General features: G+C 61.3%; 26 protein-coding genes. 11 read left to right on the plus strand and 15 right to left on the minus strand.

Features of this window, described 5'->3' with window-relative positions; translation table 11 throughout:
• Positions 1–75: 75 nt before the first annotated feature.
• Entirely contained in the window at positions 76–1,209 is a 1,134-nt protein-coding gene (locus tag CAK95_RS08730) for a site-2 protease family protein (protein WP_086087564.1), read from the minus strand.
• A gap of 137 nt (positions 1,210–1,346) precedes the next feature.
• Here CAK95_RS08730 and CAK95_RS08735 point away from each other — a divergent pair, with 137 nt between their 5' ends.
• On the plus strand, positions 1,347–1,640 hold the full coding sequence (locus tag CAK95_RS08735; RefSeq protein WP_086087565.1) for a 4a-hydroxytetrahydrobiopterin dehydratase: 294 nt from the start codon (positions 1,347–1,349) through the stop codon (positions 1,638–1,640).
• Between the two features lie 85 nt (positions 1,641–1,725).
• Here the strand turns inward: CAK95_RS08735 and CAK95_RS08740 are convergent, their stop codons facing one another.
• Together CAK95_RS08740 and styA are read right to left on the minus strand one after the other, a co-directional pair.
• Positions 1,726–2,028, minus strand: a complete 303-nt coding sequence (locus CAK95_RS08740; protein ID WP_086087566.1) for an EthD family reductase — start codon at positions 2,026–2,028, stop codon at positions 1,726–1,728.
• A gap of 26 nt (positions 2,029–2,054) precedes the next feature.
• Entirely contained in the window at positions 2,055–3,308 is a 1,254-nt protein-coding gene (gene styA / locus CAK95_RS08745) for a styrene monooxygenase subunit StyA (protein ID WP_086087567.1), read from the minus strand.
• Between the two features lie 108 nt (positions 3,309–3,416).
• Between styA and CAK95_RS08750 the strand changes: the two genes are divergently transcribed.
• Both CAK95_RS08750 and CAK95_RS08755 read left to right on the plus strand, forming a co-directional pair.
• Positions 3,417–4,310 carry a LysR family transcriptional regulator gene (locus CAK95_RS08750; RefSeq protein ID WP_086087568.1) on the plus strand — a complete coding sequence of 298 codons (894 nt, stop codon included), beginning with the start codon at positions 3,417–3,419 and terminating at the stop codon, positions 4,308–4,310.
• Between the two features lie 103 nt (positions 4,311–4,413).
• Complete coding sequence (locus CAK95_RS08755) at positions 4,414–4,770, plus strand: YkvA family protein (RefSeq protein ID WP_086091290.1); 357 nt, start codon at positions 4,414–4,416, stop codon at positions 4,768–4,770.
• 147 nt (positions 4,771–4,917) lie between these two features.
• Here CAK95_RS08755 and CAK95_RS08760 read toward each other — a convergent pair whose 3' ends face one another.
• Complete coding sequence (locus CAK95_RS08760) at positions 4,918–5,892, minus strand: NADPH:quinone oxidoreductase family protein (protein ID WP_086087569.1); 975 nt, start codon at positions 5,890–5,892, stop codon at positions 4,918–4,920.
• A 189-nt stretch (positions 5,893–6,081) separates the two neighbouring features.
• Here CAK95_RS08760 and CAK95_RS08765 point away from each other — a divergent pair, with 189 nt between their 5' ends.
• The 4 genes from CAK95_RS08765 (at position 6,082) to CAK95_RS08780 (ending at position 9,263) form a co-directional block, all read left to right on the plus strand.
• A complete protein-coding gene (locus CAK95_RS08765) occupies positions 6,082–6,627 on the plus strand; it encodes an invasion associated locus B family protein (RefSeq protein ID WP_120265417.1) in 546 nt (181 codons plus the stop codon).
• Positions 6,628–6,770: 143 nt separating this feature from the next.
• Complete coding sequence (gene rlmN / locus CAK95_RS08770) at positions 6,771–7,991, plus strand: dual-specificity RNA methyltransferase RlmN (protein ID WP_086087570.1); 1,221 nt, start codon at positions 6,771–6,773, stop codon at positions 7,989–7,991.
• A 178-nt stretch (positions 7,992–8,169) separates the two neighbouring features.
• Complete coding sequence (locus tag CAK95_RS08775) at positions 8,170–8,622, plus strand: hypothetical protein (RefSeq protein WP_086087571.1); 453 nt, start codon at positions 8,170–8,172, stop codon at positions 8,620–8,622.
• Positions 8,623–8,672: 50 nt separating this feature from the next.
• Positions 8,673–9,263, plus strand: coding sequence for a hypothetical protein (locus CAK95_RS08780; protein ID WP_245303802.1), 591 nt, complete (start codon positions 8,673–8,675; stop codon positions 9,261–9,263).
• On the opposite strand, the gene CAK95_RS08785 is transcribed toward CAK95_RS08780, so the two are convergent.
• The 4 genes from CAK95_RS08785 to CAK95_RS08800 form a co-directional block, all read right to left on the minus strand.
• A complete protein-coding gene (locus CAK95_RS08785) occupies positions 9,251–10,054 on the minus strand; it encodes an alpha/beta fold hydrolase (protein ID WP_086087573.1) in 804 nt (267 codons plus the stop codon). The genes CAK95_RS08780 and CAK95_RS08785 overlap by 13 nt on opposite strands.
• A 103-nt stretch (positions 10,055–10,157) precedes the next feature.
• Positions 10,158–11,120, minus strand: a complete 963-nt coding sequence (locus tag CAK95_RS08790; RefSeq protein WP_086087574.1) for a Bug family tripartite tricarboxylate transporter substrate binding protein — start codon at positions 11,118–11,120, stop codon at positions 10,158–10,160.
• 147 nt (positions 11,121–11,267) lie between these two features.
• Positions 11,268–12,443, minus strand: coding sequence for an LLM class flavin-dependent oxidoreductase (locus CAK95_RS08795; RefSeq protein WP_086087575.1), 1,176 nt, complete (start codon positions 12,441–12,443; stop codon positions 11,268–11,270).
• 144 nt (positions 12,444–12,587) lie between these two features.
• Positions 12,588–13,364, minus strand: a complete 777-nt coding sequence (locus CAK95_RS08800) for an alpha/beta fold hydrolase (protein WP_086087576.1) — start codon at positions 13,362–13,364, stop codon at positions 12,588–12,590.
• Between the two features lie 231 nt (positions 13,365–13,595).
• Between CAK95_RS08800 and CAK95_RS29880 the strand changes: the two genes are divergently transcribed.
• Complete coding sequence (locus CAK95_RS29880) at positions 13,596–13,931, plus strand: phosphoribosyl-ATP diphosphatase (RefSeq protein ID WP_245303681.1); 336 nt, start codon at positions 13,596–13,598, stop codon at positions 13,929–13,931.
• Between the two features lie 38 nt (positions 13,932–13,969).
• Positions 13,970–14,923 carry a type I pantothenate kinase gene (coaA, locus tag CAK95_RS08810; protein WP_086091292.1) on the plus strand — a complete coding sequence of 318 codons (954 nt, stop codon included), beginning with the start codon at positions 13,970–13,972 and terminating at the stop codon, positions 14,921–14,923.
• Positions 14,924–15,033: 110 nt separating this feature from the next.
• Here coaA and olsB read toward each other — a convergent pair whose 3' ends face one another.
• The 3 genes from olsB to CAK95_RS08825 form a co-directional block, all read right to left on the minus strand.
• Positions 15,034–15,909, minus strand: a complete 876-nt coding sequence (olsB, locus tag CAK95_RS08815) for a l-ornithine N(alpha)-acyltransferase (protein WP_425349702.1) — start codon at positions 15,907–15,909, stop codon at positions 15,034–15,036.
• A gap of 150 nt (positions 15,910–16,059) precedes the next feature.
• Positions 16,060–18,006 (minus strand): ATP-binding protein, encoded by a 1,947-nt coding sequence (locus CAK95_RS08820; RefSeq protein ID WP_245303682.1) that lies wholly within the window; start codon positions 18,004–18,006, stop codon positions 16,060–16,062.
• Between the two features lie 284 nt (positions 18,007–18,290).
• Positions 18,291–19,829 (minus strand): YifB family Mg chelatase-like AAA ATPase, encoded by a 1,539-nt coding sequence (locus CAK95_RS08825; RefSeq protein WP_086087579.1) that lies wholly within the window; start codon positions 19,827–19,829, stop codon positions 18,291–18,293.
• A gap of 112 nt (positions 19,830–19,941) precedes the next feature.
• Here CAK95_RS08825 and CAK95_RS08830 point away from each other — a divergent pair, with 112 nt between their 5' ends.
• Entirely contained in the window at positions 19,942–20,124 is a 183-nt protein-coding gene (locus CAK95_RS08830) for a hypothetical protein (protein ID WP_086087580.1), read from the plus strand.
• On the opposite strand, the gene CAK95_RS08835 is transcribed toward CAK95_RS08830, so the two are convergent.
• Both CAK95_RS08835 and gshB read right to left on the minus strand, forming a co-directional pair.
• Positions 20,121–21,098: a hypothetical protein gene (locus CAK95_RS08835; RefSeq protein WP_147413676.1), complete on the minus strand. Its 978-nt coding sequence runs from the start codon at positions 21,096–21,098 to the stop codon at positions 20,121–20,123. The genes CAK95_RS08830 and CAK95_RS08835 overlap by 4 nt on opposite strands.
• 80 nt (positions 21,099–21,178) lie before the next feature.
• Entirely contained in the window at positions 21,179–22,126 is a 948-nt protein-coding gene (gshB, locus tag CAK95_RS08840) for a glutathione synthase (RefSeq protein WP_086087582.1), read from the minus strand.
• Positions 22,127–22,249: 123 nt separating this feature from the next.
• Here gshB and CAK95_RS08845 point away from each other — a divergent pair, with 123 nt between their 5' ends.
• Positions 22,250–23,920, plus strand: coding sequence for a methyl-accepting chemotaxis protein (locus CAK95_RS08845; protein ID WP_086087583.1), 1,671 nt, complete (start codon positions 22,250–22,252; stop codon positions 23,918–23,920).
• A gap of 110 nt (positions 23,921–24,030) precedes the next feature.
• Here CAK95_RS08845 and CAK95_RS08850 read toward each other — a convergent pair whose 3' ends face one another.
• Positions 24,031–24,453, minus strand: a complete 423-nt coding sequence (locus CAK95_RS08850; protein WP_183044284.1) for a YraN family protein — start codon at positions 24,451–24,453, stop codon at positions 24,031–24,033.
• Positions 24,401–25,309 (minus strand): 16S rRNA (cytidine(1402)-2'-O)-methyltransferase, encoded by a 909-nt coding sequence (gene rsmI, locus CAK95_RS08855; RefSeq protein WP_086087585.1) that lies wholly within the window; start codon positions 25,307–25,309, stop codon positions 24,401–24,403. Before rsmI ends, CAK95_RS08850 begins: the two co-directional genes overlap by 53 nt.
• Between the last annotated feature and the right edge of the window lie 24 nt (positions 25,310–25,333).

The following is a 25,333-nucleotide window of genomic DNA, read 5'->3' on the forward strand; positions in this document are numbered from 1 at the left end:
AAACCCCTCGAAAGCTCCCTTCCGGGTCAATTATGGTTTTATGATGCTTTTCTGAACGAATTGTCAGAATTCCCTTCAGGTCTGGGCCGGCCGGCCCCAGGGCCCGCCTTTCGAGCCCAGCTGGAAGCCCTCGGGCATGGCCTGGCTTACCATCATCAGCTCGCCGATGGTTTCGGTGGTGATGAGGCCGACGAGGCGGCCGTCCGGTTCCACCACGGCGATGGCCGGCGCGGATTTCTCCTGCAGGAGGCGGACCGCTTCATCCAGCGGGCGGCGGCGGTCGACGATGGGGATCGCTGTGCTCATGGCCTGGCTGACGCGGGCGTCCGGCCCCAGCTCCTTCAGCGCGCGGATGATGTCTGCGCGGCCAAGGAGGCCGACCGGCTTCTGCGCGTCGTCGATGACGGGAAATTCGCTCTGGCTCGTCTGCAGCAACACCTGAACGGCCTCGTCGATATGCGCGTCCGGGGTGAGGGTTGCGATCTTGGTCATGGTGGCGCTAAGCACCGGTACGCCGCGCGATACCGATCGCAACGCCACCATATGGGCTTCGGAGGCCGCGGCGAGATAGACGAAGATCGCAATGAAGATCAGGATCGGATTATAGAACAGCCCGACAAAGCCGAGCAGGAACGCGAAGCCTTGTCCGATCGATGCGGCAATTTCGGTGGCGCGCACAAAGCCGAGCCGCGCACTCAAGGCAGCCCGCAACACCCGTCCGCCATCCATTGGAAAGGCGGGAATGAGATTGAACAGCGCCAGAAACAGGTTCACCGCGGCAAGACGATCGACCATCGGAATTCTGGCGTTATCGACGGCTGCGACGGCCGCATTCGATGTGAGATCAGCACCGGCAAACAGCAGCAGAAAACCGGCAATGACGATATTCACCAGCGGGCCGGCAATCGCGATCAGGAATTCTTCGGAGGGCTTTTCCGGAATGCGCTCCAGCCGCGCCACGCCGCCGATCGGCAGCAGCACGACATCCGGCGTTTGAACGCCGAAAGCGCGTGCGGTGAAGATGTGTCCGAACTCGTGCAGCAGCACGCAGAGAAAAACCAGGACGATGAAAACAAGGCTGGTCCAGGCCACGCCGGCCCCACCGGAGACGTAGCTCGCGCCGAAGATCCAGACGAGAAACAGCAGGAAGGTGATGTGGATGCGGACGGCGGTGCCCGCGACCGATCCGATATTCAGCGACCAGCCCATAAATCCCTCACGATGCAACTCTCTCGGTTTCGAACCGTTCAGGAAACAAGCTAATGTCTCGGCCGGTGAAATTCGAGAGCGGTGCGACACTGATCTGTCGAAGGGTGAGGGCTTAAAGGCACCGAGAAAGAGGCAAGATGGCTGTGAAACTGACCGGCGAGACGCGCAAGACGGCGCTGGCCTCCATTCCCGGCTGGACCGAGTTGATGGAGCGCGACGCGATCTTTCGTAAATTCGTCTTCAAGGATTTCAACGAAGCTTTCGGCTTCATGACGCGCGCTGCGCTGATCGCCGAAAAGCGCGACCATCATCCCGAATGGCTGAATGTCTACAAGACCGTGGAGGTGACTTTGTCCACCCACGATGCCGGCGGGCTGACCGAGAAGGACATCGCGCTGGCGCAGGCGATGGACAAGCTGGCGGGAGCCTAGCCCCGCTCATTCCCGCGCAAGCGGGAATCCAGAATCTGGGTCCCCGCTTTCGCGAGGACGAACGGATCTAAGGGAAGACGTGACCTCAATTTTCCTGTGCGAAATGGAAAATCGTCGCGCCTTTCGGTGAGTAGTTCGGTACGTCCGCCGCAACCGTCTTGCCGATGTCCGATTGCATCGCCTGGCCCATCGCTTCCGGGCTGTCGAACCAGGCCTGGAAAATGCAGAAGGGCACATTGTCGGCGGGGCCGATCGCAGCCGGATAGGCGTAGGAGCAGGATTTCAGACCGGGCAGTTGCCGCGCCAGCGGAAAGTGGGTTTTCGCATAGTATGACTTGAAATGCTCAGGATCGTCGGGACGCTGATAGACGACAGTCAGGCAGTGCATTGCGGCGTTTCCTTTGGACGTGTTCTTCAGGCAGCCGCAATATGGGATGCGGCCTTCGCCGAGGATACACGATTCAGCCAGGCGTGAATGCGCTCCGGCGTCGCGATGCGATCCCACTGGTTTTCGGGATAGTTGAAGTTCTCGGTGAATTCATCGGCCAACGCCTTGTTCTGCGCCATCGCAACGATCAGCGCGCCCATGGCTTGCGACGGTGGTGCCAGCATCCGGTTGGTCCAGCGCGCCGCAGCAAGAACGCGGTCCTGGCGCCGCAGATCGACGGTCTCGCAGAAGCGGACATCCAGCGCGTGTGCCTTGACGATTTCTTCGCCGAGCACGAAGGCTGCATAGGATGCCATGTTAGCGCCTTGGCCCATCATCGGGTCGACGACCGAATGCACGTCGCCAAGCGCGATGGCGCATTTGCCGCTGTCGAACACGACGGTGGTGTTGCGCACCGTCGGAACGATGCCGCCCTGCAGATAATCCTGCGGCTGTGCGAGATCGAATTGCGATCGATCGATCCGGTCATAGGTCGTCGGATGATGTTTTTCGAGCTTGCTCAACAATGTTCGGAGAAAATGCTGGCGGTCCTTCTCATAGTTGAGCGTCGCCAGTTCCTCGAGATCGCCGCCCGGCACATTCTCCATCAGCAAAGCATTGGCCATCCCGTCGAAGGTCAGCGTCGGGATGACGATCATCTCGCCATGGCCGGGTGAGACCGACAGTGTGACATTCATGGGCTCAGGCTGTCTGATGCCTTTATACAGGCCAACGAACAATCGGCGTTGCGGCTGCGCGTACGGTGAATGCTCGGGCCTGTATGTGAACAATTCGCCGAGCGCGCCTTTGCCGGTCGATACGACCAGAAGGTCAAACCGGTTCACCAGAGGCGCGATGTCATCCTGTTCGATGCGGCGATATTCGATTTTGCCGCCGCGCCGCATGAAGTCCTCCATCAGCGTCGGCAGATAGATGCGGTAATCGACCGCGCGACTTGGGCGCGTGAAGTCGCCGCGGAAACGCAATGGTTCCGGAAAATTGAAGTAATGGTCATGATAGGCATAGAACAACTTCGGATCAGACCAATGGTCGATGCCGAGCGCCGTCTCCCGTGCGATCGTCACGTGATGATGCGCGACGGTGTTGAGCAGACGTGAGTCGCGATATTCATCCGGCGCGCGATCGGTGATGATGGTCGCGTCAACGCCGTGCTGCTGCAGATACAAGGCAAGGTGCAAACCGCCGACACCCGCTCCGACGATTCCAATTGACCGCTTCACGTCCACCCTCCCTAAAATTTCGTTTTGTTGGCCTCGAGCTTATTCAGGAGCCAGGCTGGCGTATACGGAATGAACAGAATAAGATTTATTCCGAGTGGGAATTGATCGATGGACCGGATCGATTGTCTCAGAGCGTTCGTCAGGGCGATGGAAGGCGGCAGCTTTTCTGCTGCAGCCAAAGAACTCGGCCTCGGCCAGCCAGCGATCAGCAAGCGCATCGCGTTGCTGGAGAAAGAATTCGGCTCGCAACTCTTCATGCGCACAACGCGCAAGCTGACGCCGACGCGAGAAGCGCATCGCGTCTATGATCTGGCGCGACAGGTGTTAAGTGCGTTCGAAACTGCGCGGGCGAGCATCAAGGATGCGCCCGCCAAACCCTCCGGAATATTGCGCATCAGCCTGCCATCGTCGTTCGGACGCCACTATATGATGCCGCTCGTCAGGGAATACGTGTCGGCGTTTCCCGACGTGAAGATCGATCTGCGCTTCAGCGAACGTACGATCAATCTCGTGGAAGAAGGCGTCGAGCTGGCGCTGCGCATTGGGCAACTCGAATCAGGTTCACTGATGGCGCGGCGCATTGGAACTGTTCGCCGGTATCTCGTCGCGACACCGGCCTATTTCCGCAAACGATCGCGGCCTCGCACGCCTGACGACCTGAAACAGCACGAATGCATCGTCTATTCGCGGCTCGCCAATGCCGGTCAATGGACATTCGAATCCGAGGATGGACGGCATGTCATTGCGGTGTCCGGCTCGGTGATTGTCGACGATGCCGATGCCATGCGCGAGGCGGTGCTGGAACATCTCGGCATTGCCGTCGTGCCGGCCTGGAGTGCGACGCACTCCCTGGAACGCCGCGAGATGGAGGTCGTGCTGCCGGATTTTGCAGTCGCGGCGCTGCCGCTGCATGCCGTCTATCCGGAGACGCACTGGATGTCGCTGCGGGCGCGCAGCTTCCTCGATTTCGTGGTCGCGCGGGCGGACCGGTTCCATGCTTAACGGCGGCGGGCATTGACTTGCGCCGGCCTCGGCCAGGGGCCATTTATGGGGCCGATAGGATTGGGAGGTGCTGATGGCCCGTTCCAAAGCAAAAGCTGCAACCATGGACGAAACCGTGTTCGAAACGGCTGCGGCGGATGCTGCCGCCAACGAGCAGACGGTGCGCAAGGGCTTTTGGCCCAAGGTTGCGCGCGTCGCCGGCAAGCTGCCTTTCTCCGAGGACCTTCTGGCCGCCTATTACTGCGCCTTTGACCGGCAGACGCCGATGCAGGTGCGGGTGATCCTCTTGGGTGCGCTGGCCTATTTCGTGTTGCCGATCGACGGCGTGCCGGACATCCTGCCGATCCTCGGCTTCACCGACGATGCCGCCGTTCTCGCCACCGCCATGAAGGTGGTGATCGATGCCATTCGCCCCGAGCATCGTGAGGCTGCGCGGCGGAAGCTTGAGACTGCGGAATAACATCACCTCGTCCGCCTCATCCTGAGGAGGGCGCGGAGCGCCCGTCTCGAAGGAGCGGCGGCCCCTATCTCGGCCACCCTATGCTTCGAGGCGCATCGCTTTGCGATGCTCCTCAGCATGAGGATGGGGAGAAAACACCAGCGTGTCCTAGATTCTCAATATCGCCTTGCCCATGATTTTGCGCGCGGCAATGTCCTTCAACGCCTGCGCGGTCTCACTGAGCGGATAAACCGCATGCACATGGGCCGACAATTTGCCGTCGGCACACCAGCGCACGATCTCATCCATATTGGCGGCCTGCTTTTCCGGTTCACGCTCGGTGAAGTTTCCCCAGCTCACGCCGACAATGTCGCAGCCTTTCAGGAGCGGAAGGTTGAGCGGCATTCTCGGAATCTCGCCGGCGGCAAAGCCGACGACGAGATAGCGTCCCCTCCAGGCGATCGACCGCAAGGCCGGTTCGGCATAATCGCCGCCGACCGGATCGTAGATCACGTCGATGCCGTGCTGGCCACCGATGCGTTTGAGTTCGGCGCGCAGATCGTCGCGGCCGTAATTCACGGTCTCATCGGCGCCGTGCTTCCTCGCGAATTCGCATTTCTCATCCGACGATGCGCAGGCGATGACGCGAGCGCCCATCAGCTTGCCGATCTCGATGGCAGCCAGGCCGACGCCACCGGCAGCACCGAGAACCGCCAGCGTTTCTCCCGACTTCATCATCGCGCGATCCTTCAGCGCATGGATCGTCGTGCCGTATGTGACGGAAAGTCCTGCGGCGCGTTCGAAATCGAGATTGTCAGGCACGCGCACCAGTCGCGATGCTTTTGCAACGACGTATTCGCGCGCCGCGCCATAGGCGGAATAACTCATCACGCGATCGCCAGGCTTAAAGCCTGTTACACCTTGTCCGATGCTGTGCACCGTTCCGGCAAATTCGGCCGCCGGTGAAAACGGAAAGTCTGGCTTGATCTGATACTTGCCGGCGATGAGCAGCGTGTCGAAGAAGTTCAGCGCGGCCGCGGCGACCTTGACGACGACTTCGCCGCCGCCGGCTTGCGGCTCCGGCAATTCGCCGAGTTCGAGTTCGTCGGCGGCGCCGTAGCGGTGGCAGAGAATGGCTTTCATGTTCGATCCGGTCTTGCTTCGATGTCGGTATTGGACTGCGGCGAAACGTCCTCGCCGGAATTGGGAGAAGGTACGCACACGCCATGACATCGCCGATTTTCACTTATTATTGCAAAAGCCCAATTGTGATAACGTCTTGGGGACGATTCCGAATCGTCCAGTCCCGACTCTTTTTTCAAGGTGCGCGCGATGACTGTCTTCCGAGGATTCCCTCTTTATCTCGGCCTCTCCAGTGTGATCGCGCTGGCGGGCCTTACCGGCGGGGCGGCAGTCGCGCAATCACCGACGGCGGGAGCGCAGCTTCTCGGTCAATTCGGTGATTGGGGGGCCTATACTGCCTCGCCCGGCGGCAAGAAAATCTGCTTCGCGCTGGCCAAGCCCAACGCTTCTGAGACCAACCCGCCGAACCGGCCGCGTGATCCCGCCTGGCTGTTCGTATCGACACGGCCAGCCGAGAAGGTGAAGGAGGAGATTTCCGTTATCTTCGGTTATCCGCTCAAGGCCAATGTCGATGCCACGGCTGAAGTCGGCAACACCAACTTCGCCATGTATACGCAAAATGACGGTGCCTGGGTGAAGAATGCCGCCGAAGAAGCGCGGCTGGTTGAGGCGATGCGCCGGGGTGCCGATATCACGGTGCGGGGCGAATCCAGCCGCGGCACCAAGACCACCGATGTGTTCTCGTTGAAGGGTGTCAGTCAGGCCCTTGATCGTGCATCGCAGGAGTGCCGCTAGCGCCACCGGCGCCCAGGCTTTTTCTTGGTCATTGCCGGGCTTGACCCGGTCTCGTGTCCCGGTTCTGCGGCGCACCGCTTCCTGCTGCGCCGCGCCCCGGGACAGGATTCGGCAAATCTGGCTCGCTCCCCTATATACCGGCCATGACCGCACTCGCCGCCACAGCCCCGCTCGAAAAGACCCCGCTTGAGGTCTATGTCGCCCCCGACAAGCCCTCGCTGGTCGGTGTGTCGCGCTCCGGCCTGATCGATCTCTTGGCTGGCATCGGCGTCGGCGAGCGCGAGCGCAAGATGCGCGCGCAGCAGATCTGGCATTGGCTCTATGTGCGCGGCGCGCAGGATTTCTCACCGATGTCGAGCATCGCGAGGGATCTGCGGACCGAACTCGAAAAGCATTTCACGCTCGAGCGGCCCGAAGTCGTGACCGAGCAGGTCTCCGCCGACGGCACGCGCAAATGGTTGCTGAAGCTGGCGAGCGAAAACCCCGGCGAGCGGCCGCATCTGATCGAGTGCGTTTACATCCCGGAAAGCGACCGCGGCACCTTATGCGTGTCGAGCCAGGTCGGCTGCACGCTGAATTGCTCCTTCTGCCACACCGGCACCCAGCGGCTGGTGCGCAACCTGACGCCCGGCGAGATCGTCGGCCAGATCATGGTCGCGCGCGACAGGCTCGGCGATTTCCTCGGCCAGACACGGGCGACAGGTCCGGGGCTGCCGACCGAAGGCGAGCGCTGCGTCTCCAATATCGTCATGATGGGAATGGGCGAGCCACTCTATAATTTCGATGCCGTGCGCGATGCGCTGCATGTGACGATGGATGGCGATGGCCTGTCGCTGTCGAAGCGACGCATCACGCTGTCGACTTCGGGTGTGGTGCCGAATATCGCCCGCACCGGCGCGGAGATCGGCTGCATGCTGGCGATCTCGCTGCATGCCGTGCGCGACGATTTGCGCGACGAACTCGTGCCGCTGAACCGCAAATATCCGATCAAGGAATTGCTGAACGCGTGCCGGAACTATCCCGGCGTGTCGAATGCGCGCCGCATTACCTTCGAATACGTCATGCTGAAGGGTGTCAACGATTCGCTCGCCGAGGCGAAGGAACTGGTACGGCTCTTGAAGGGCATTCCGGCCAAGATCAATCTGATCCCGTTCAATCCCTGGCCCGGCAGCCAATACGAATGCTCCGACTGGGAACAGATCGAGAAGTTTTCCGAAGTGGTGTTCAATGCCGGCTATGCCTCGCCGGTGCGGACCCCGCGCGGCCGCGATATCCTGGCGGCCTGCGGGCAACTGAAGAGTGAGACCGAAAAGCTGTCGGCCCGCGAGCGCATGGCCCTGCGCGCCATGGCGATGACGGACTAACCCTTGCTTCACCTCCCCCTGAAAGGGGGAGGTCGTTCGCCTGAGTGAAGCGAAGGCGGACGGGTAGGGGGCATCTCGAATTCTGTGTAGACCCCCTCCCCAACACTCCCCCTGCAGGGGGAGGGAGTGGACAGAGTTGTGCGCGTGGCTCTAAAGAGAATCTATCGGGGGCTCCGCCATGTCATTTTTCGCCCGTTTCTTCGTTATCCTTTTTGCGCTGATCTTCTCCTTCATCGCCGCCGGAATCGCGCTGGCGATCGGCGTCATGGCGCCGGAATTATTCGCCAACAGCTCCGATCCGATCGAGAAATTCGTGTTCTTCACCGCCGCGTTTTTCGCGACCAGTTTCGCCGGCGCTTCAGCTTTCGTGCCCGCCGTGATCCTGGTTGCGATTGCCGAGACCTTCGATCTGCGTTCGATCTTTTATTACGCGATCGGCGGCGGCCTGATCGCGGCGATCGCCTGGTATAGTTCCGACATCTCGCTGCAGCTTGAAAATACGACCGACATTTCGCCGGTCGGTTACGGCCTGCAGCTTGTCACTGCAGCCGGGATCATCGGCGGCTTTGTCTATTGGCTGCTCGCCGGACGGAAGGCCGGCGCGTGGAAAAATCCGTACGCAGCGACTTGACGCTTTTGCATCGCATTCCGCTCTGGCTCAAGCTTGTCTACACCGCCTTCATGGCAGTGATGATTCCGGTTTATCTCTACCGGTACGGACCGACGAACTTTCTGTATTTTTGCGATATCGCATTGCTGCTGACGCTCGCCGGAATCTGGCTCGAGAGCCCGCTGCTGATTTCGATGGGCGCGGTCGGGATTCTGTTGCCGCAACTGGTCTGGGTGATCGATTTCATCGCCAATGTCGCCGGCCTGCCTGTCACCGGCATGACCGACTATATGTTCGAAGCGCAGCGCTCGCTGTTCTTGCGCGGGCTGTCGCTCTTCCACGGCTGGCTGCCGTTTCTTCTGTTCTATCTTGTCTGGCGTATCGGCTATGACCGTCGCGCGCTGCCGGCCTGGACTCTGCTGTCCTTCATCGTGCTGCCGATCTGTTATTTTTTCCTGCCGCCGCCGCAGCCCAAGCCGGGCCTGATGCCGGTCAATATAAACTATGTGTGGGGCTTCAGCGATCACGCTCCGCAAGCATGGGTGCCGCCGGATGTCTGGTTCGCCGGGCTGCTGTTCGGATTGCCGATCCTCGTTTATTGGCCAACGCATCTGCTGCTGCGCCGCTTCATGCTGCAAGCCGCCAGTCGTCAGGCCGATTGAAAGAAAGCGCGAACGGCGTTGCTCATCGCCTCCGGTGCCTGCGCCGGCATGATGTGGCCTGAATCGATCATGTCGAAACGCGCGCCTTCGATCTGTCCCGCAATTGCCTTCACCTGATCCGGTGGCCGCAATGCGTCATGCTCACCCGCGAGCAGGAGGCATGGCGCGCGCAAGGCGGCAATGGCCTCGGCGATATCGGCGTCGGCAAAGGCCATGTTGATATGACCATAGCCCACCGGATCGTTCGCAAGAAAGAGTGCCCGATAGGCGGCAAAGCGAGCCGGGTGGCGCTCGCGATAGCGTTCGGGATAGGAGCGTGACAGCGTATCGCCTTCGACCGCGCGCATGCCTTTGCGTTCAGCCAGCGCCGTCCGGGTTTCAAGATACGTGCGGCGCTCCGCACTCACCGACAGCGCCGGTGCACAGAGCGCGAGGGCCGCGCTATCTTTTGGATGCTTGTGCGCGAAGGCCAAGGCGATCGCCGCGCCAGCGGCAAGACCCAGAAGATAATGGGGTGGCGCGATCCCAGCATGATCCAACACGCGTTCAAGGTCGGCAACGTGATCGGCAAAAGTGAAAGACTGCCGCGGCTTTTCCGACAGTCCCGCACCGCGCTGATCGTAACGCAGGATTTGGAAGTCGTGCTCTAGATGCGGCACGATCCCGGCAAAGCTGTTGAGGTTGCCGCCGAGTTCATGGATCGCGATCAGGCTTCGCGATCCTGCGCCATCGAGCGTGTAGCAGATGCTGGGTTCGCTGGCAGTAAAGCGGAGGGGAGAGGCGGAGGTCATGCTTTCCAATTTCTCCGCTCGTTCCCGCGCAAGCGGGAATCCAGAGTCTGGGTCCCCGCTTTCGCGGGGACGAGCGGATATGCGTAATGATTTCCTCGAGACTTTAGTTCGGCTTGATATTCGCCGCTTTGGCAACCTTCCCCCATTTGTCGATCTCGCTCTGGATATAGGCGGCGAATTCCTCCGGCGTATTGCCGACCAGGATCGCGCCCTGACCCGCCAGCTTGTCCTTCACCTCGGCGGCTTTAAGCGCGTCAACGGTGGCCTTGTGGAGCTTGGCAACCACTGCAGGCGGGGTTGCCGCCGGCACGACCATGCCATACCAGTTCTCGGCTTCGATCTGCGGCAGGCCGACTTCGCCGGTGGTCGGCACCTCCGGCAGCGACGGTACGCGCTCGCGGCTACCGATCGCAATCGGCTTCACCTTGCCGGACCGCACCTGCGGCAGCAGCACCGGGATATCGAGAAACACCATCTCCACCTGCTGGCCGATGATGTCATTCACCGCCGGGGCCGCACCCTTGTAGGGCACATGCACGATGTCGATGCCGGCGGTGATCTTGAACAATTCGCCGGCAAGATGCGGCATGCTGCCCGGGCCGGTCGATGCGAAATTCAGTTTGCCGGGCTTCGACTTCGCCAACTCCAGCAGTTCCTTCATTGTTGACGCGGGCACGTTGTTAGCGACCACCAGCAATTCCGGCACTTTGGCGACCAGCGTGACCGGTTTCAGGTCCTTCAGCGAGTCGTAAGGCACTTTCTGCTGCAGACTTTTGCTGATCGCGAGCGCACCGGCTGAGGTGATGGCGATCGTGTGCCCGTCCGGTTCGGCCTTGGCGACCGCGTCGGTGCCGATCACGCCACCGGCGCCACCACGATTATCGATGACGATCGGCTGGCCGATCAGCTCCTGCATTTTCGCAGCGACCACGCGGGCGATGATGTCATTCGGTCCGCCTGGCGGGAATGGTACGATCAGCTTGATGGGTTTGGTTGGAAAATCCTGGGCATGAGCCAATGACGTGAGTGCAATGAATATTGCGGCAATGCGCAGGAATGGCGACATCAAATCCTCCAAAGTGTTCTTGTGATTATGCAGTGGCGTTCACGCCATCATGCCGTGCGCGTGCAGATTTGGCTAGCACTGAGAGCAACGCCGGTTATTGCGCCCTCTCCCGCAAGGGGAGCGGGCACAGTTATCAGGAGCGACGATCTAAGCACTCGCCTGTTTCGCTGGCTGCCTGTCGGCCTTGCCGCGGAAGTAAGGGATCACATCCTTGGCGAACAATTCGGTGCTCTTGATCGTCAGTTCGTGTGGTAGCGTGCCGAATTGCATGGTCGGCAGGAGATAACCGAAGCCGATCTCTGCTTGGTACTTTTCGAGCTTCTCACGCAATGTCGTCGGGCTGCCGCACAGGAAGATCGCCTTTTCCATCAGGTCGTCGATGGTCTGCACGCCGCCGGACAATGTGCGCTTGGCAGCCATCACGCCCTGCATCGAGGCGAGAGACAGATAGCCTGGCGGAAGCAGCATCTCCTGCGGCATGCGCAACAGCTTGTTGAAGAAGAATTCGATATGCGGCTTGGCTTCGCGCCTGGCGATCTCGTCGGTTTCGGCGCAGTAAGTCGGAATCGCCCAGCCGACATTCTCCGGTCCCGCTTGCCAGCCGTAGCGGTCGGCGGTCTCACGATACATCGCCATGTAGCGCGCCAACGCCTGCACCGGTGAGAAGGTTTGCAGATAGGTGTACTTGCGATCGGGATGCGCGGCCCATTCGATGGTTTCGCGCGAGCCTTGCGAGGGAATCCAGACCGGCGGATGCGGCTGCTGATAAGGCCGCGGCCATACATTCACATAGTTGAAATGATAGTATTTGCCTTCGAACGCGAATGGTCCCGGTTTCGTCCAGCCCTGGATGATCAGGTCATGCGCTTCATGGAAGCGGTCGTGCGATTCCGCGGGGTTCGCACCCCAGGCGTGATATTCGGCACCGATGCCGCGCACAAAGCCGGCCACCAGCCGTCCGCCGGTGATGGTATCGAGCATGGCGAATTCTTCGGCGACGGTGAGCGGATTGTTGAGCAGCGGCAGTGCGCGGCCAAGCACGGCGATCTTGCAATTCTTCGTGCGCCGCGCGAGTGCGCCCGCCATCACGCCGGGGATCGGCATCATGCCATAGGCATTGGAATGATGCTCGTTCACGCAGATGCCGTCGAAGCCCATCGTGTCGGCATATTCGAGTTCATCGAGATAGCGGTTGTAGAGCTGATGGCCGATCTTCGGATCGTAATAGCTGTTCGGCAGCGTGACCCAGGCCGAGTTGTACTTTTTATCGTAGTCGGGATCGAGCGCCGCATAGGGCATCAGGTGGAAGAAGAAGAATTTCATCGCTTGTTTCTCCACTGTGACACTATGTTTTGTCGCCGCCGCGAAAGCGGGGACCTAGACGCCGAGACGGTTCGATGGATATTCGACCGTGTTTCATCATTTGGAACTGTGGTTATGGGTCCCCCGCTTTCGCGAGGACGACAGCTAGTGGGTCTCGATAAACGACGTCATCAGTGCCGCCAGCTCATCCGCCTTTTCGATCTGCAGCGTATGGCCGGCATTTTTCATGATTTTGAGGCGCGAGCCGGGAATGAGTTGCTGGAAAGCCGTGCCGTAAGCGGGCGGGATCACCTTGTCGTCATCGCCCCAGACGATCAGCGTTGGCACGGTAATGCGATGTAGCCATTTGTGCAGATCGGGATTGTAGAGCCGCGGCTGCCAGCCGAGGTTTGCGGTGGCAAGACGGTTCTTCATTTCGGCAAAGAGCTCATCGTCGGTCGGCGCCATGGCCAGCATGGCTTCGGCGAAGCGCGGCTCATGGAAGATGTTGCGGATGAATTCCTCGCGCGACCACATGAAGATGTCGCCCTTGGGCTGGCCCTTCACATGGATGCCGGCGGCGCAGATCAGCGTCAGCGTCTTCAAGGCGCTGTCGTTGCGCACCGCGATTTCAGAGGCGATCCAGCCGCCAAGCGACACGCCGGCAAGATTGACGCGCTGCAGTTTCAGGGCGTCGATCAGGTCGAGGTAGAAATAGGCGAGGTCGCCGATGTTATCGAGCCAGTCCGGCGTCTCCGACCCGCCGAAGCCCGGATGCTCCGGAACGATTAGGTCGAAGCGCTGTGACAGCGCCTCCATGAAGGGTAGCCAGGCGGAGGCGCCGCGCGCGCCATGTAGAAAAAGCAGCTTTTCACCGCTGCCGCCGCGCATGATCCGGACCTTGCATCCGGCGATCGTTTCGAAGTGTTCTTGATAGGGCACGTTGTGACCTCCCGGTGCATCACCGTTAACGCGATGCGGGCATGCCGCCAAGTGGTGGGCAACAGGAAGGAATTGCGCTATTCGGGCGTTAGCACCGTTTGCCGCTCATTCCCGCATCCGGGTCGGCGCTTTGCGCAGCCCGAGTGTAAACTCCAGCGGGAATCCAGACTGGGCCCCGCTTTCGCGGGGACGAGCGGAGGGAAGGTGCTTGCGGATGCCCCGGAGACGAACGTGCCAGCCGAAGCCAAAAATTTTACTCTCGAAGACCTCGCCCAGCGGGTGAAGGAGCGCGCGAAGGCCAGCGCGGAGGTGTCCTATACCCGCAAGCTGCTTGACAAGGGTGTGCCCCATTGCGCCAAGAAGTTCGGCGAAGAGGCGGTCGAAGTCGTATTGGCGGCGGTGGCTGAGGATCGCGAGCGGGTGATCTCGGAAGCAGCCGATGTCCTGTATCATCTCGTCGTGGTGCTGGAAGCGCGCGGCATTACGGTGTCCGAGGTGCAGGCTGAACTGGCAGGCCGCGTTGGCCAGTCCGGATTGCAGGAAAAGGCCTCACGGCCGCGCGAATAAGAATTCAGCAGCCGGAAAACGCGGCTCAAGAGCGAATGATGGAACAGCGTATCGAACCGGAAGTGTCGCCTTATCGCAGCTTCAGCCGTGCCGAATGGGCCGCGCTGCGCGCCGATACGCCGATGACCTTGAACCCGGAAGAGGTCGCGGTGCTGCGTTCGATGCACGACCGCCTGGACATGGAGGAGGTCGAGCACATCTATCTGCCGCTGTCGCGCCTGTTGTCGATGTATGTCGCGGCGTCGCAGCGGCTGTTTCGCGTGCAGCAAAGCTTTCTCGGCACCGAGGATTCGAAGGTGCCCTACATCATCGGCGTGGCCGGCTCGGTCGCCGTCGGCAAGTCCACGACGGCCCGTGTGCTGCAGGCGCTGCTCGCCCGCTGGCCGAATACGCCGAAGGTCGATCTCGTGACGACGGATGGCTTTCTCTATCCGAACGCGGTGCTGGAACGCGAAGCGCTGATGGAGAGGAAAGGCTTTCCGGAAAGCTATGACCTGCCGGAGTTGTTGCGCTTCTTGTCAGGCATCAAGGCTGGCCGCCGGCCGATGCGCGCGCCGATCTATTCGCACATCGTCTACGACGTCGTGCCCAATGAATGGATCGAGATCGACCGGCCGGACATCCTGATCGTCGAAGGCTTGAACGTGCTGCAGACCGGCCGTCCGCCGAAGGATGGCAAGGCGGTGCCGTTCGTGTCCGACTTTTTCGATTTCTCGGTTTACATCGATGCGACGGACGACGTGCTCGAGCGCTGGTATGTGGAACGCTTCCTGGCGCTGCGGCTCACCGCATTCCGCGATCCGATGTCGTACTTCCATCGCTATTCGCGGCTGTCGGACGATGAAGCGGTCGCGACCGCGAAGAGCATCTGGAACCGAATCAACCTTCTCAATCTGCAAGAGAATATCCTGCCGACGCGGCTGCGCGCCGATCTGATCCTGACCAAGAACGCGCAGCATCTGATCGACGAGGTCGCGCTGCGAAGGTTGTGAGAATGCTTTCGGGCTGGGTTCACTCTGTCCGTTCATTCCCGCGTAAGCGGGAATCCGGGATCTTGACTCTGGGTCCCGCTTTCGCGGGGACGAACGGGATCCATTCGAATTCAAGCCGCGTGGCGGTCGGCCTCGACGCCGAAATGCTCGATATAGCGCGCGTTGATGGCTGACACCGGCAGCACGATCAGCACGTCGGTGGTGCCGAACTGATAATCGATGACGGCGCCATCACCGACGAAGGCGCCGAGCCGCAGATAGCCTTTGACCAGCGGCGGCAAAGTACGCAGCGCCGCACGCTGATCGATCGATGCGCGGGACATGCGGTTCATGTCGATGCGGCGTTCCGGCTTCGCCTGCGCGCGCCAGATCTCCGGCGCCTGCGCGAAGTGATGCAAGAACGAGAGCGGCAAGGACAGGGCATAGGGATCGATGCCGTCGAGGCTAGCGCAGCCGAGCAGCACATCGAATTTGTTGCGCACCACATAGGCCCAGATGCCATGCCACAACAGCTCGACCGTACGCTTGTTGCGATAGGGCAGGAGAACACAGGAGCGGCCGAGTTCGAGAAATTTCAGATGGCGATGGCGCGATACCAGCGCGCCGACATCGAATTCGTTCGCGGTGTAGAAGCCGTCATGGGCATCGGCGACATCCTGACGGAGCAGGCGATAGGTGCCGACAACGGACGGGCCGAGCGGTGTACGATGCGCGTGGTCGACGACCAGAAGGTGATCACAAATGGCATCGAAGGCATCCGAATCGCGTTGCAGGATGCGTGCGCCAATGGTCGCTGAGGCCTCGCCTTCTTCAAAGAACACACGATAGCGCAGCCGCTGCGCACGACGAATATCGGCGGCGCTGCTCGCGAGGCGCACTTCCAGCGTGCCGAGCCGGCCGAGTGTTGCCGTTTCGCCCGCCAGAGCTTTGAACCTGTTATTTTCGCCGCGCCGTGGTCTGGCCGTCTCATCCACGAAGGAGGGCATTGGCCAGATACGGCCAAATAACCGGCGGTGTGACGTGAAGGTCTGGCTTTGCATGCAAGGCCCTGCCCGGCCAAGGGACCAAATCTGATCAAGCCGCGTGCCAGTAGAAAGCGCTTTTTCCCAACCGTTTTGTGACAGCGTGTGGCGCGTCTATGCCGCCATGGCGCGGGGATAGATCTCCACAATGGCGGCGAGCTTTTCGCGGTCCAGTGGTTTGGTCAGGAAATTGTCCATGCCCGCGGCCATGCAGGCATCGCGGATATCGGCGGAGACATTCGCGGTCAGTGCGACGATTGGTGTGTGCCGCGCGCCACTTGCACCCTCCAGCGCGCGGATGCGGCGTGTGGCTTCAAGGCCGTCGATGCCGCTCATCCGCAGATCCATCAGAATGAGATCGAAGGGCTCGCCGGCTGTGTGGGCGGCCAGGAATGAATCCATCGCCGCATCGCCGCTGGCGACAACGGTCGGGCGATGATCAAGCTTCTGCAACAACGCGCGCGTGAGCAGCGCATTGATTTCGTTGTCCTCGGCAACAAGGATCGATAGTCCCTTGGAATGGTCGCGCCGGCCGTGCGGAGCATCGGTTGGGAGGCTGTCGCTCAGCTTGGCAAAGCCGTCGCTGTTCAGGCGCATGCGTTCCGCAAGTGACGCGGCCCGCACCGGCTTCACCAGATAGCCGGTGAAACCGTTCGCTTTCAGGCCGTCCAATTCGCTGCGCGCGGCTGGGGTGATGGTGACAAGACGGCACGGCACCGAACGTGTTGCGGCCAGCAAGGTCCCGATTGCATCCGCGCTCACGGCGTGATCGATCAGGATTGCGCTCCAGTCCTGCTCGGGCAGCAAAGCCATGGCCACCGCTTCATTCGGCGCAATGGCAACGCGGGCGCCCCATCGCGTCAGGCGGCGTGCGATCAACGGCGCCTCGATCGATGATGGCGCAACGATCATCACCGTTCGCCCAGCAAGGGCAGGCGCGGCGAACGTCTTTGTCTCGTCGGCCTCGTCCGGTGCCGGCAACGGAACGGCCACTTCGAACAATGCGCCTTCGCCGGGGACGCTTTCCACCGAAATGCGCCCCTGCATGCCTTCGACGATGCGTTTGGAGATGGCAAGCCCAAGGCCGGTGCCGTCGGCGTGGCCGATGCCGGCCTCGCCCTGTTCGAATTCCCGGAAGATTTTGGCCTGCTCGTCCGGCGTGATGCCGACGCCGGTGTCTTGCACCTTGAACAGAACCTCGCCCGGCAGGGCACCCGGTTCGACCACGATGGCGACGCCCCCCTTGTCGGTGAATTTGATAGCATTGCCGGCGAGATTCATCAGCACCTGACGCAGTCGTGTCTGATCGCCGATAACGCGTGCAGGCAGGCGCTCGTCGATATCGCTGGCGATTTCGAGCCCCTTGGCCTGCGCGCGCGTGGCGAGGAGTTCGGCGACATCCTCGATCATCGCGCCCAGCGCAAAGGGGCGCGCCTCAAGATCAATGCGGCCGGCCTCGATCTTCGAGAAGTCGAGGATCTCTTCGATCAGCGACAGCAGCGTTTCGCCCGAAGTCTTCACGGCACGGGTATAGGTCGTTTGTTCTGGCGTGAGACGCGTATCAAGCAGGAGATCGGCCATGCCGATGATGCCGTTCAGCGGCGTGCGGATCTCGTGCGACACCGTCGCAAGGAAGCGTGATTTTGCCCGGCTTGCGGCTTCCGCCTGATCGCGCGCTTCCGCCAATGCACTTTCGGTCAAGGCTGACTCGCGGCTTCGTTGCCCGATCATCTCGTCTTGCGAGACGAGAAATGCGCGCGTGCGCTCGTCGGCCTCATGCATGTGCCAGATACGATCCGACAATTCTTCGTTGTGCTGTTTTGTCTGACGGACATCGGCACGCAGCTGGCGATTGCGATAGAGAAGGACGGCCAGCGCAACGCAGGCAATCGCGAATAAGCCGGAAATGCCGATGGCAAAAGCGGCAGGGTCGTATGTCACAACGCCACTCGTGGCGCCGATCATGAATCCGGTGACAACCCAGAATCCGGCGAGCAACAGAAAAGCCATCCGCGTAAAGCGGAACAGCAAGCTGCGCACCCGCACCCCATTCACCGGCATGCCCGACACCCCGTTCGCGACGCTCGTTGTTTTCCTTGAGAGCACGAGCTTTCGGAAAAACGGTTCCGCTTTCCCGGATCGTGCTCTGGAGACGGCGCCATTTGTCTTTGCGGAGAGTGACGAAAAGGGATTGCGATAGCCCTTAATCCCCGCACGGACGGCTCAGCGTGTGCGCCGGCGGTTAACCGTGCCTCTCGAAAATATCTAAAATTTTATGGGTCTTAGAGCGTTTTCGAGGGAAGTGGACACCGGTTCGCGTGAAGAAAACGCGCCAACACAGAAAGTCAGGCCGCGCGGCGCATGTCGTCGGACAACGCGCGATAGGATAGCGCTTCGGCGAGATGGATGCGTCCGACAAGGTCGGCGCCATCGAGATCGGCCAAAGTCCGCGCGACGCGAAGCACGCGATGATACCCGCGCGCGGACAATTGCATGGCATCGGCGGCTTCGCGCAGCAGGGCGACGCCACTTTTGTCGAGCCGCGCAACCTCTTCCAGCATCGCGCCTGACGCCTGAGAATTCGTCCGTATTTGCGGTAGCCCGAGGTCAGCATAACGCATCGCTTGAATGTCCCTGGCCCGGGCGACGCGCGCCGCGACTTCGGTGCTGCCCTCTGACGGTGGCGGCAGGATCAGATCGGCGGCGGTCACAGCCGGCACTTCGATATGCAGATCGATGCGGTCGAGCAGCGGACCGGAGATCCGCATCTGATAATCGGCGGCGCACCGAAGATTGGCTCCGCGCTTGCAGGCATAGCCCGGATCGCTGGCGCGACCACAGCGGCAGGGATTCATCGCTGCGATCAGCATGAAGCGCGCCGGATAAGTGATGCGATGATTGGCGCGAGCGATGGACACCTCGCCGGTCTCCAAAGGCTGACGCAGCGAATCCAGCGCTTGGCCCTGAAACTCTGCAAATTCATCGAGGAAGAGAACGCCACGATGGGCGAGCGACACTTCGCCTGGACGCGCCCGCAATCCGCCGCCAACCAAAGCCGGCATGCTGGCCGAATGATGCGGGGCGCGGAACGGCCGACGGTTGGTCAGGGAGCCGTCGGCAATCTCGCCCGCGACCGAGGCGATCATCGATACTTCCAGCAATTCGTCGGGTGTCAGCGGTGGCAGGATCGACGGCAATCGCGCCGCCAGCATCGATTTGCCGGCGCCGGGCGGACCGATCATCAAAAGATTATGGCCGCCGGCGGCGGCCACTTCGAGCGCACGCTTGGCGCTTTCCTGTCCCTTGATGTCGATAAGGTCGAGCAGCGTCGCTTCGCTTTCGCGGATCTTCGGTTGCGGGCGCGACAGCACCTGCGTGCCGCGAAAATGATTGGCGAGCTGGATCAGCGAACCGGCAGCGATGATCTCCATTTCCGGACTGGCCCAGGCCGCTTCCGGTCCGCAGGCTTTCGGGCAGATCAGTCCTTCACCGCGCGCGTTGGCGCCGATAGCTGCGGGCAGCACACCGGCAACCGGCGCAATTGACCCGTCGAGACCGAGTTCGCCAAGCACCGTGAAGCCAGACAGGGCGTCGTGAGGAATGGCGCCGATTGCCGCCATCAGGCCGAGCGCAATCGGCAGATCGTAATGGCTTCCTTCCTTCGGCAGATCGGCAGGCGCCAGATTGACGGTGATGCGGCGCGCCGGCAGTGCCAGCCCGGAGGCGATCAGCGCAGCGCGGACGCGTTCCCGTGCCTCCGATACAGCCTTGTCAGCGAGGCCGACGACGTGGAAGGCCGGCAGGCCGGGTGCGACCTGCACCTGCACGTCGACCGCGCGGGCTTCGATGCCCTCGAATGCCACTGTGGAAACGCGCTGAACCATCGGCCGCCCCTGCCAATGAAAACAGGCTAGCGGATTCAAATACCGCTGACAAGAACATTTGCAGAACAAAACGACTCACGCTAGCGTTCTGGCACAGGGACAGGAGCAAGCTATGGTCGATCTGAAATCGTTGCAGGATGAAGTCGCACAGGCGCGCCGCGCCCGCATGGAAGCTGAAGCAGCAGGCTTCAACCTTGAACATCTGATTGAGCAGATGCGCGCCGGCCGTACGCTGCAAGAAATCGATATGGAAGAGATCGAAATGGAGGAACTGGCCTCGCGAGAAGACGCTTAGTCGTTCTTTTTCGCAGCCGTTTGCGTGTGCAGTTCGCGGACGAGATTGTCGAGGCTTTGCGCAAACGCCTCGAGCTGGAAATTCTGCGGATCGTCGTGCTTGTTGCGGATGCCTTCATCCAGCACTGAGTGGAAGGCAGGAATAAGCCAGAAGCCGGCTCTGCGGCTTGCCACTGTGTAGACCAGCGCCAGCGAATCGTACTGGGCCTGCGAAAAGCCCGGATCAGGCGCAAGAAAATCGTTGCGTCGGCCATAGCTGCGCAGAGCGCGGCGCGGCTGAATCAATTCGATGTGCAGAAACAGTCCCTTCAGCGCGCTGCCGAAGTTTCTTGCACTCTCGAACTTTGTTGCGCGCCATGGCACCGAGAAATCATGTGCAGCCAAGATCGCGCCGCCGCGGTTGATGAACACATGCGCGCGCTCGATGTCGTTCGAGCATTCGTAACGCGCAAGATTATTGATCTTCGGGTCATCGTCGATCGAGAGCGGCCAGGGCTGCGTGCGATAATTCGGCGTCGAGGTATCGTGAAAGACGATGTAGGTCGCTGAGCGCGCTAGCGGATCGTTGTCATGCGCATGCGACACGGGCCGCGCAAGATTGTTGATCAGATCTTCGGCCGCGCCGCGCTCGCGCAGCAATGTCACCAGCGTTTCGTGTGATGGCAGATCGGCATCACTCCCGACGCGCTTTTCGATGGCACCCGGCAGTGCTTCCAGCGGCAAGCCAAGCCGCCCGACCGGCTCAACCGGATTGAGCAGGCAGCGCGCCTGTTCGGCCGGGGTGCCGGCAAAGACCTGCGTGTCGGGATCGAATTGGCAAAAGCCGCCGGTGTCTTTCAGCACGACCGGCGGACGCTTGGCGAAACGGCAGGGCCCGGCCGCGGACGCATCAATAGTCCAGCCGGCCAGCAACGCTATTGCGATGGCAGCGGACAGGCCGCTTCGAGTGAGATGGAGGACGCTGTTCAAGGACACGGGCGGAGAGGCTCAAGTTTCAGCCACGCTAGCGCACGCTCGATTGCCGTGACAATCGGGCAAAAGCGCCCACTGCGCGCTTACGATGCTTTCCGCTTCGCCTCGATCGCGTCCCAGACCATCGCTGCGACATCGGGGCCGCCGACATTGCGGATCGCGCGAATGCCGGTCGGCGACGTGACATTGATCTCGGTCAGGTTGCCGTCGATCACGTCGATGCCGACAAGGATCAGTCCGCGCTCGCGCAAGGCCGGTCCAAGCCGCGTGCAGATTTCACGTTCGCGCGGGGTCAGTTCGGTTTCCTTCGGCGATCCGCCACGCACCATGTTGGAGCGCAGGTCGTCCGGCGCCGGCACACGGTTCACGGCGCCGGCATATTCGCCGTCCACCAGAATGATGCGCTTGTCGCCATGTTTCACGGCGGGCAGAAAGCTTTGCACCATCCACTGTTCTCGGAACGTGGTCGCGAACAGGTCGTAGAGCGAACCGAAATTGAGGTCGTCCTTGGTCAGCCGGAAGACCGAGCCGCCGCCGTGGCCGTAAAGCGGCTTCATGACGATGTCGCCATGCTCCTCGCGAAACGACTTGATCTCATGGAGATCGCGCGTGATCAAAGTCGGCGGCATCAGGTCGGAAAATTCCATGACGAAGATCTTTTCCGGCGCGTTGCGCACATGCGCGGGATCGTTCACCACCAGCGTCTTCGGATGCACACGCTCCAGCATATGCGTGGTGGTGATATAGGACATGTCGAAAGGCGGGTCCTGCCGCAGCAGGATGACGTCGAAGGATTGCAGATTGACCCGCTTTGCCTCGCCCAGCGTGACGTGATTGCCGAGTTCGTCGCGGACCTCCACAGGCTGCACGGTGGCAAAGACTTCGCCGCCGCGCTGCGCCAGCTTGTCCGGGGTGTAGTAGGACAGCCGGTGGCCGCGCGCCTTGGCCTCGAGCATCAATGCGAAAGTGGAATCGCCGCGGATATTGATCCGCTCGATCGGGTCCATCTGGACGGCAACATCAAGGGGCATAGGTCTTTGTTCTTCTTGCGATTTTCAAAGGGAAGGGCGTGTCGGGGGCGCGGCAAAACTTGGGGTTAATAAATACCTGCCATCCTGCAACGCAACCCCTGCCAAGTTCATGGATCGTTCGCCGTGGCATTCCGAAGACTGACGATCGCGGCCAAGCTCTATGCCATTTTCGCGCTTCTCGCGACAGTCACGCTGGCGATTGCCGTCGTCGCCGTTCTGAATGCGCGCCGCCATGCCGTCCTGACCAATGAGTTTCGCGCAACTTACGATGGTGCGCGGCAATTGGAGCGGGTCAATTCGCTGATCCATGCCGTGGTCATGGAGTCGCGCGGGCTGGTGATGGCGCCCAATGACTCTTCCCGGCGGGTCGCCGCGACGCGGCTGATTGCTTTCAATGACCGGCTGGGCGATGCGGTCACCGAATTGCAGTGGAACATCAAGCCAGAGGAAAAGGATGCATTCGAGGCGTTCTCGCAGCGCCTGAAAACATTCCAGGAAGCGTGGCGCGATCTGGTCAGCCGTAGTCCCGGCGACAAGGCGATGCTGCGTGAGTTTGGCGAAACTGATGCCGGTTACGTGGTGCTGACCCGCGATATCGAAGCGTTGGGGCAGACTTATGCGCAGCGCTCGAAGCGCCTTTATGCCGAGATCGATGCCGGCGCCCGCCGCTTCGCGTTGCTCCTGGCGGCACTGGCGGCGCTGCTCCTCGCACTTGCGGCCGTCGGCACCATTATCGTCTGGCGATCCTGCATTCGTCCGCTGGCTGCGATCACGCGCGTCACCGAGAAAGTGGCCGATGGTCAACTCGACGTCGCCATTCCCTATCGCGGGCGTGGTGACGAAATCGGCGCGCTGGCGACCTCGATCGCGGTCTTCCAGGCCGCCATGCGCCACAACGAGCAACTGACCAGCACCGTGCGCGGCGATGCCGAGGCGCGGCAGAAGCAGCAGGAGGCAATCGCCGCAGAAGCCGCCCGCTTTTCCGCTGACGTTGAAGGCACGCTGAGCGATCTGATGAAAATGTCGCGCCGCGCCAAGACGGCGTCGACCGAATTGACCAATGCCGTGAATATCACGCTGGATCGCACCAGCCGTGCCACCGAAGCGTCGGCTGAATCCAATGCCAATGTGCGCGACATTGCTTCGGCTGCCGATGAACTGGCCATGTCGGTGATGGAGATCGAACGCCAGGTTTCGCAGTCGCACGAGATTGCCATCAAGGCTGTGGACGAGGCGGAATCGACCAATCGGACGGTCAATGAATTGAGCGATGCGGCGCAACGGATTGGCGACGTCATTCGTGTGATCAATGAGATTGCCGAACAGACCAATCTGCTGGCGCTCAATGCAACGATCGAAGCGGCGCGTGCCGGCGAGGCGGGGCGCGGCTTTGCTGTTGTCGCCGGCGAAGTGAAGGCGCTGGCTGGACAGACCGCGAAAGCAACCGAAGAAATCGGTCAGCAGATTGCCGGCATGCAGCAGGCCACCGATCGTTCGATCGCCGCCATCGGCGCGATCAAGAACACCATTCGCGATCTCGGCGAAATCTCGAGCGCCATCGCCGCGGCTGTGACGGAGCAGGGTGCTGCGACGCAGGAAATCGCCCGCAGTGTCGAAACCGCATCGCGCCGCTCGGCTGATACGGCCGACCAGATTGGTAAAGTCAGTGAGGCTACCGGCATCAGCCGCACCCATGCCGATGCTGCGCAGGATGTATCGGACCGGCTCGATCAGCTTGCGTCACGCATTCGCAGCCAGATGGATCAATTTTTCGAACGGCTGCGCGCGGCTTGATCTGTATCTCCGTTCGTCCACGCGAAAGCGGGGACCCAGGACTAAGAACTGGATTCCCGCCTTCGCGCGAATGAGCGGAGGGAGGTGACATCGCTCCTATAGTACGGCGATCATTCCGCCTCGAACGCAGCCGTGATGTGCTGCGGCCATGATCGCGGCGCGACCAGGATTGCGTCAAACCGCATATCGCACAGGGCATCGTCGGGGTTATCGGCGAGCCAGCCAGCGGCAGCCGAAGCGATCCGGCGCTTCTGCCGCTCGGTGACGGAATAGGCGGCATCGACAAGACGCTCACGCGCCTTCACTTCCACGAAGATCAGAAGATTGCCGCGCTTCGCCACGATATCGATCTCGCCGGCCGGACAACGCCAGCGGCGCGCCACGACCCGAAATCCCTTCGCCAGCAGGAAAGCCGCGGCGCGGTTCTCGGCCGACAGGCCAAGCTTGAAAGCGACCTGACGTTCGGGCGCAGCGGGCGGCTTAGGAGGCATCGTTGCGCTCTTTCGCAAGCTCCAGTGCGCGCTGATAGACATCGCGCCGGGGCAGGCCGGTGGCGGCGACGATTTCGCCGACAGCATCCTTGACGGAGACGCGCTCAAGCGCGGCCCGGATCAGCGCGTCAACATCGCCTGCTGCCGGCGCGGCCTCATCGGCTGGCGGCGCGATGACGATCACAAATTCACCGCGTGTCTCCGAATCGCCCGCATAATGCGCGGCAAGCACTGCGAGTGTGTCACGCCGCACTTCTTCGTGCAGTTTTGTGAGTTCGCGGCAGATCGCAGCTTCCCGTTCGCCGAACGCCGCAGCGAGATCGGCGAGCGAGTCGTCAATGCGCGATCCGCCTTCGAACAGCACGATGCTCGCCGGGATGCGGGCAAGTTCGGCGATGCGGGCGCGCCGCTGCGTCGCCTTTGCGGGCAGAAAGCCTTCGAATAAAAACCGGTCCGTAGGCAAGCCGGATGCAACGAGCGCGGTCAGTACCGCGGACGCGCCCGGCAAAGCGGTGACGGACAGGCCCGCATCTCGTGCTTCTCGCACCAGCTTGAAGCCGGGGTCGGAAATCAGTGGCGTGCCGGCATCGGAAATCAATGCAACGGCGGCGCCGTCCGCGATGCGACCAAGCAGCTTTGGCCGTGCGACCGCAGCGTTGTGTTCGTGATAAGGGGTCAGTGCCGTTTCAATGCCGTAATGATCCAGCAGCTTGCGGCTGACGCGGGTATCTTCACAGGCGATGAGGTCCGCGGCGGCAAGCGTCTCCAGCGCCCGCAAGGTGATATCGCCGAGGTTGCCGATCGGTGTCGCAACGAGATAAAGCCCGGCAGCCAGTCTCGGTGCGGCATATCTGGTCCCGGCTATGTGGAACTCGCTCCGCCGTTCGGGTTGCGTCATGGCAACACGTCCCAAGACTTCGAA

The organism is Pseudorhodoplanes sinuspersici (assembly GCF_002119765.1).
GTDB classification, from domain to species: domain Bacteria; phylum Pseudomonadota; class Alphaproteobacteria; order Rhizobiales; family Xanthobacteraceae; genus Pseudorhodoplanes; species Pseudorhodoplanes sinuspersici.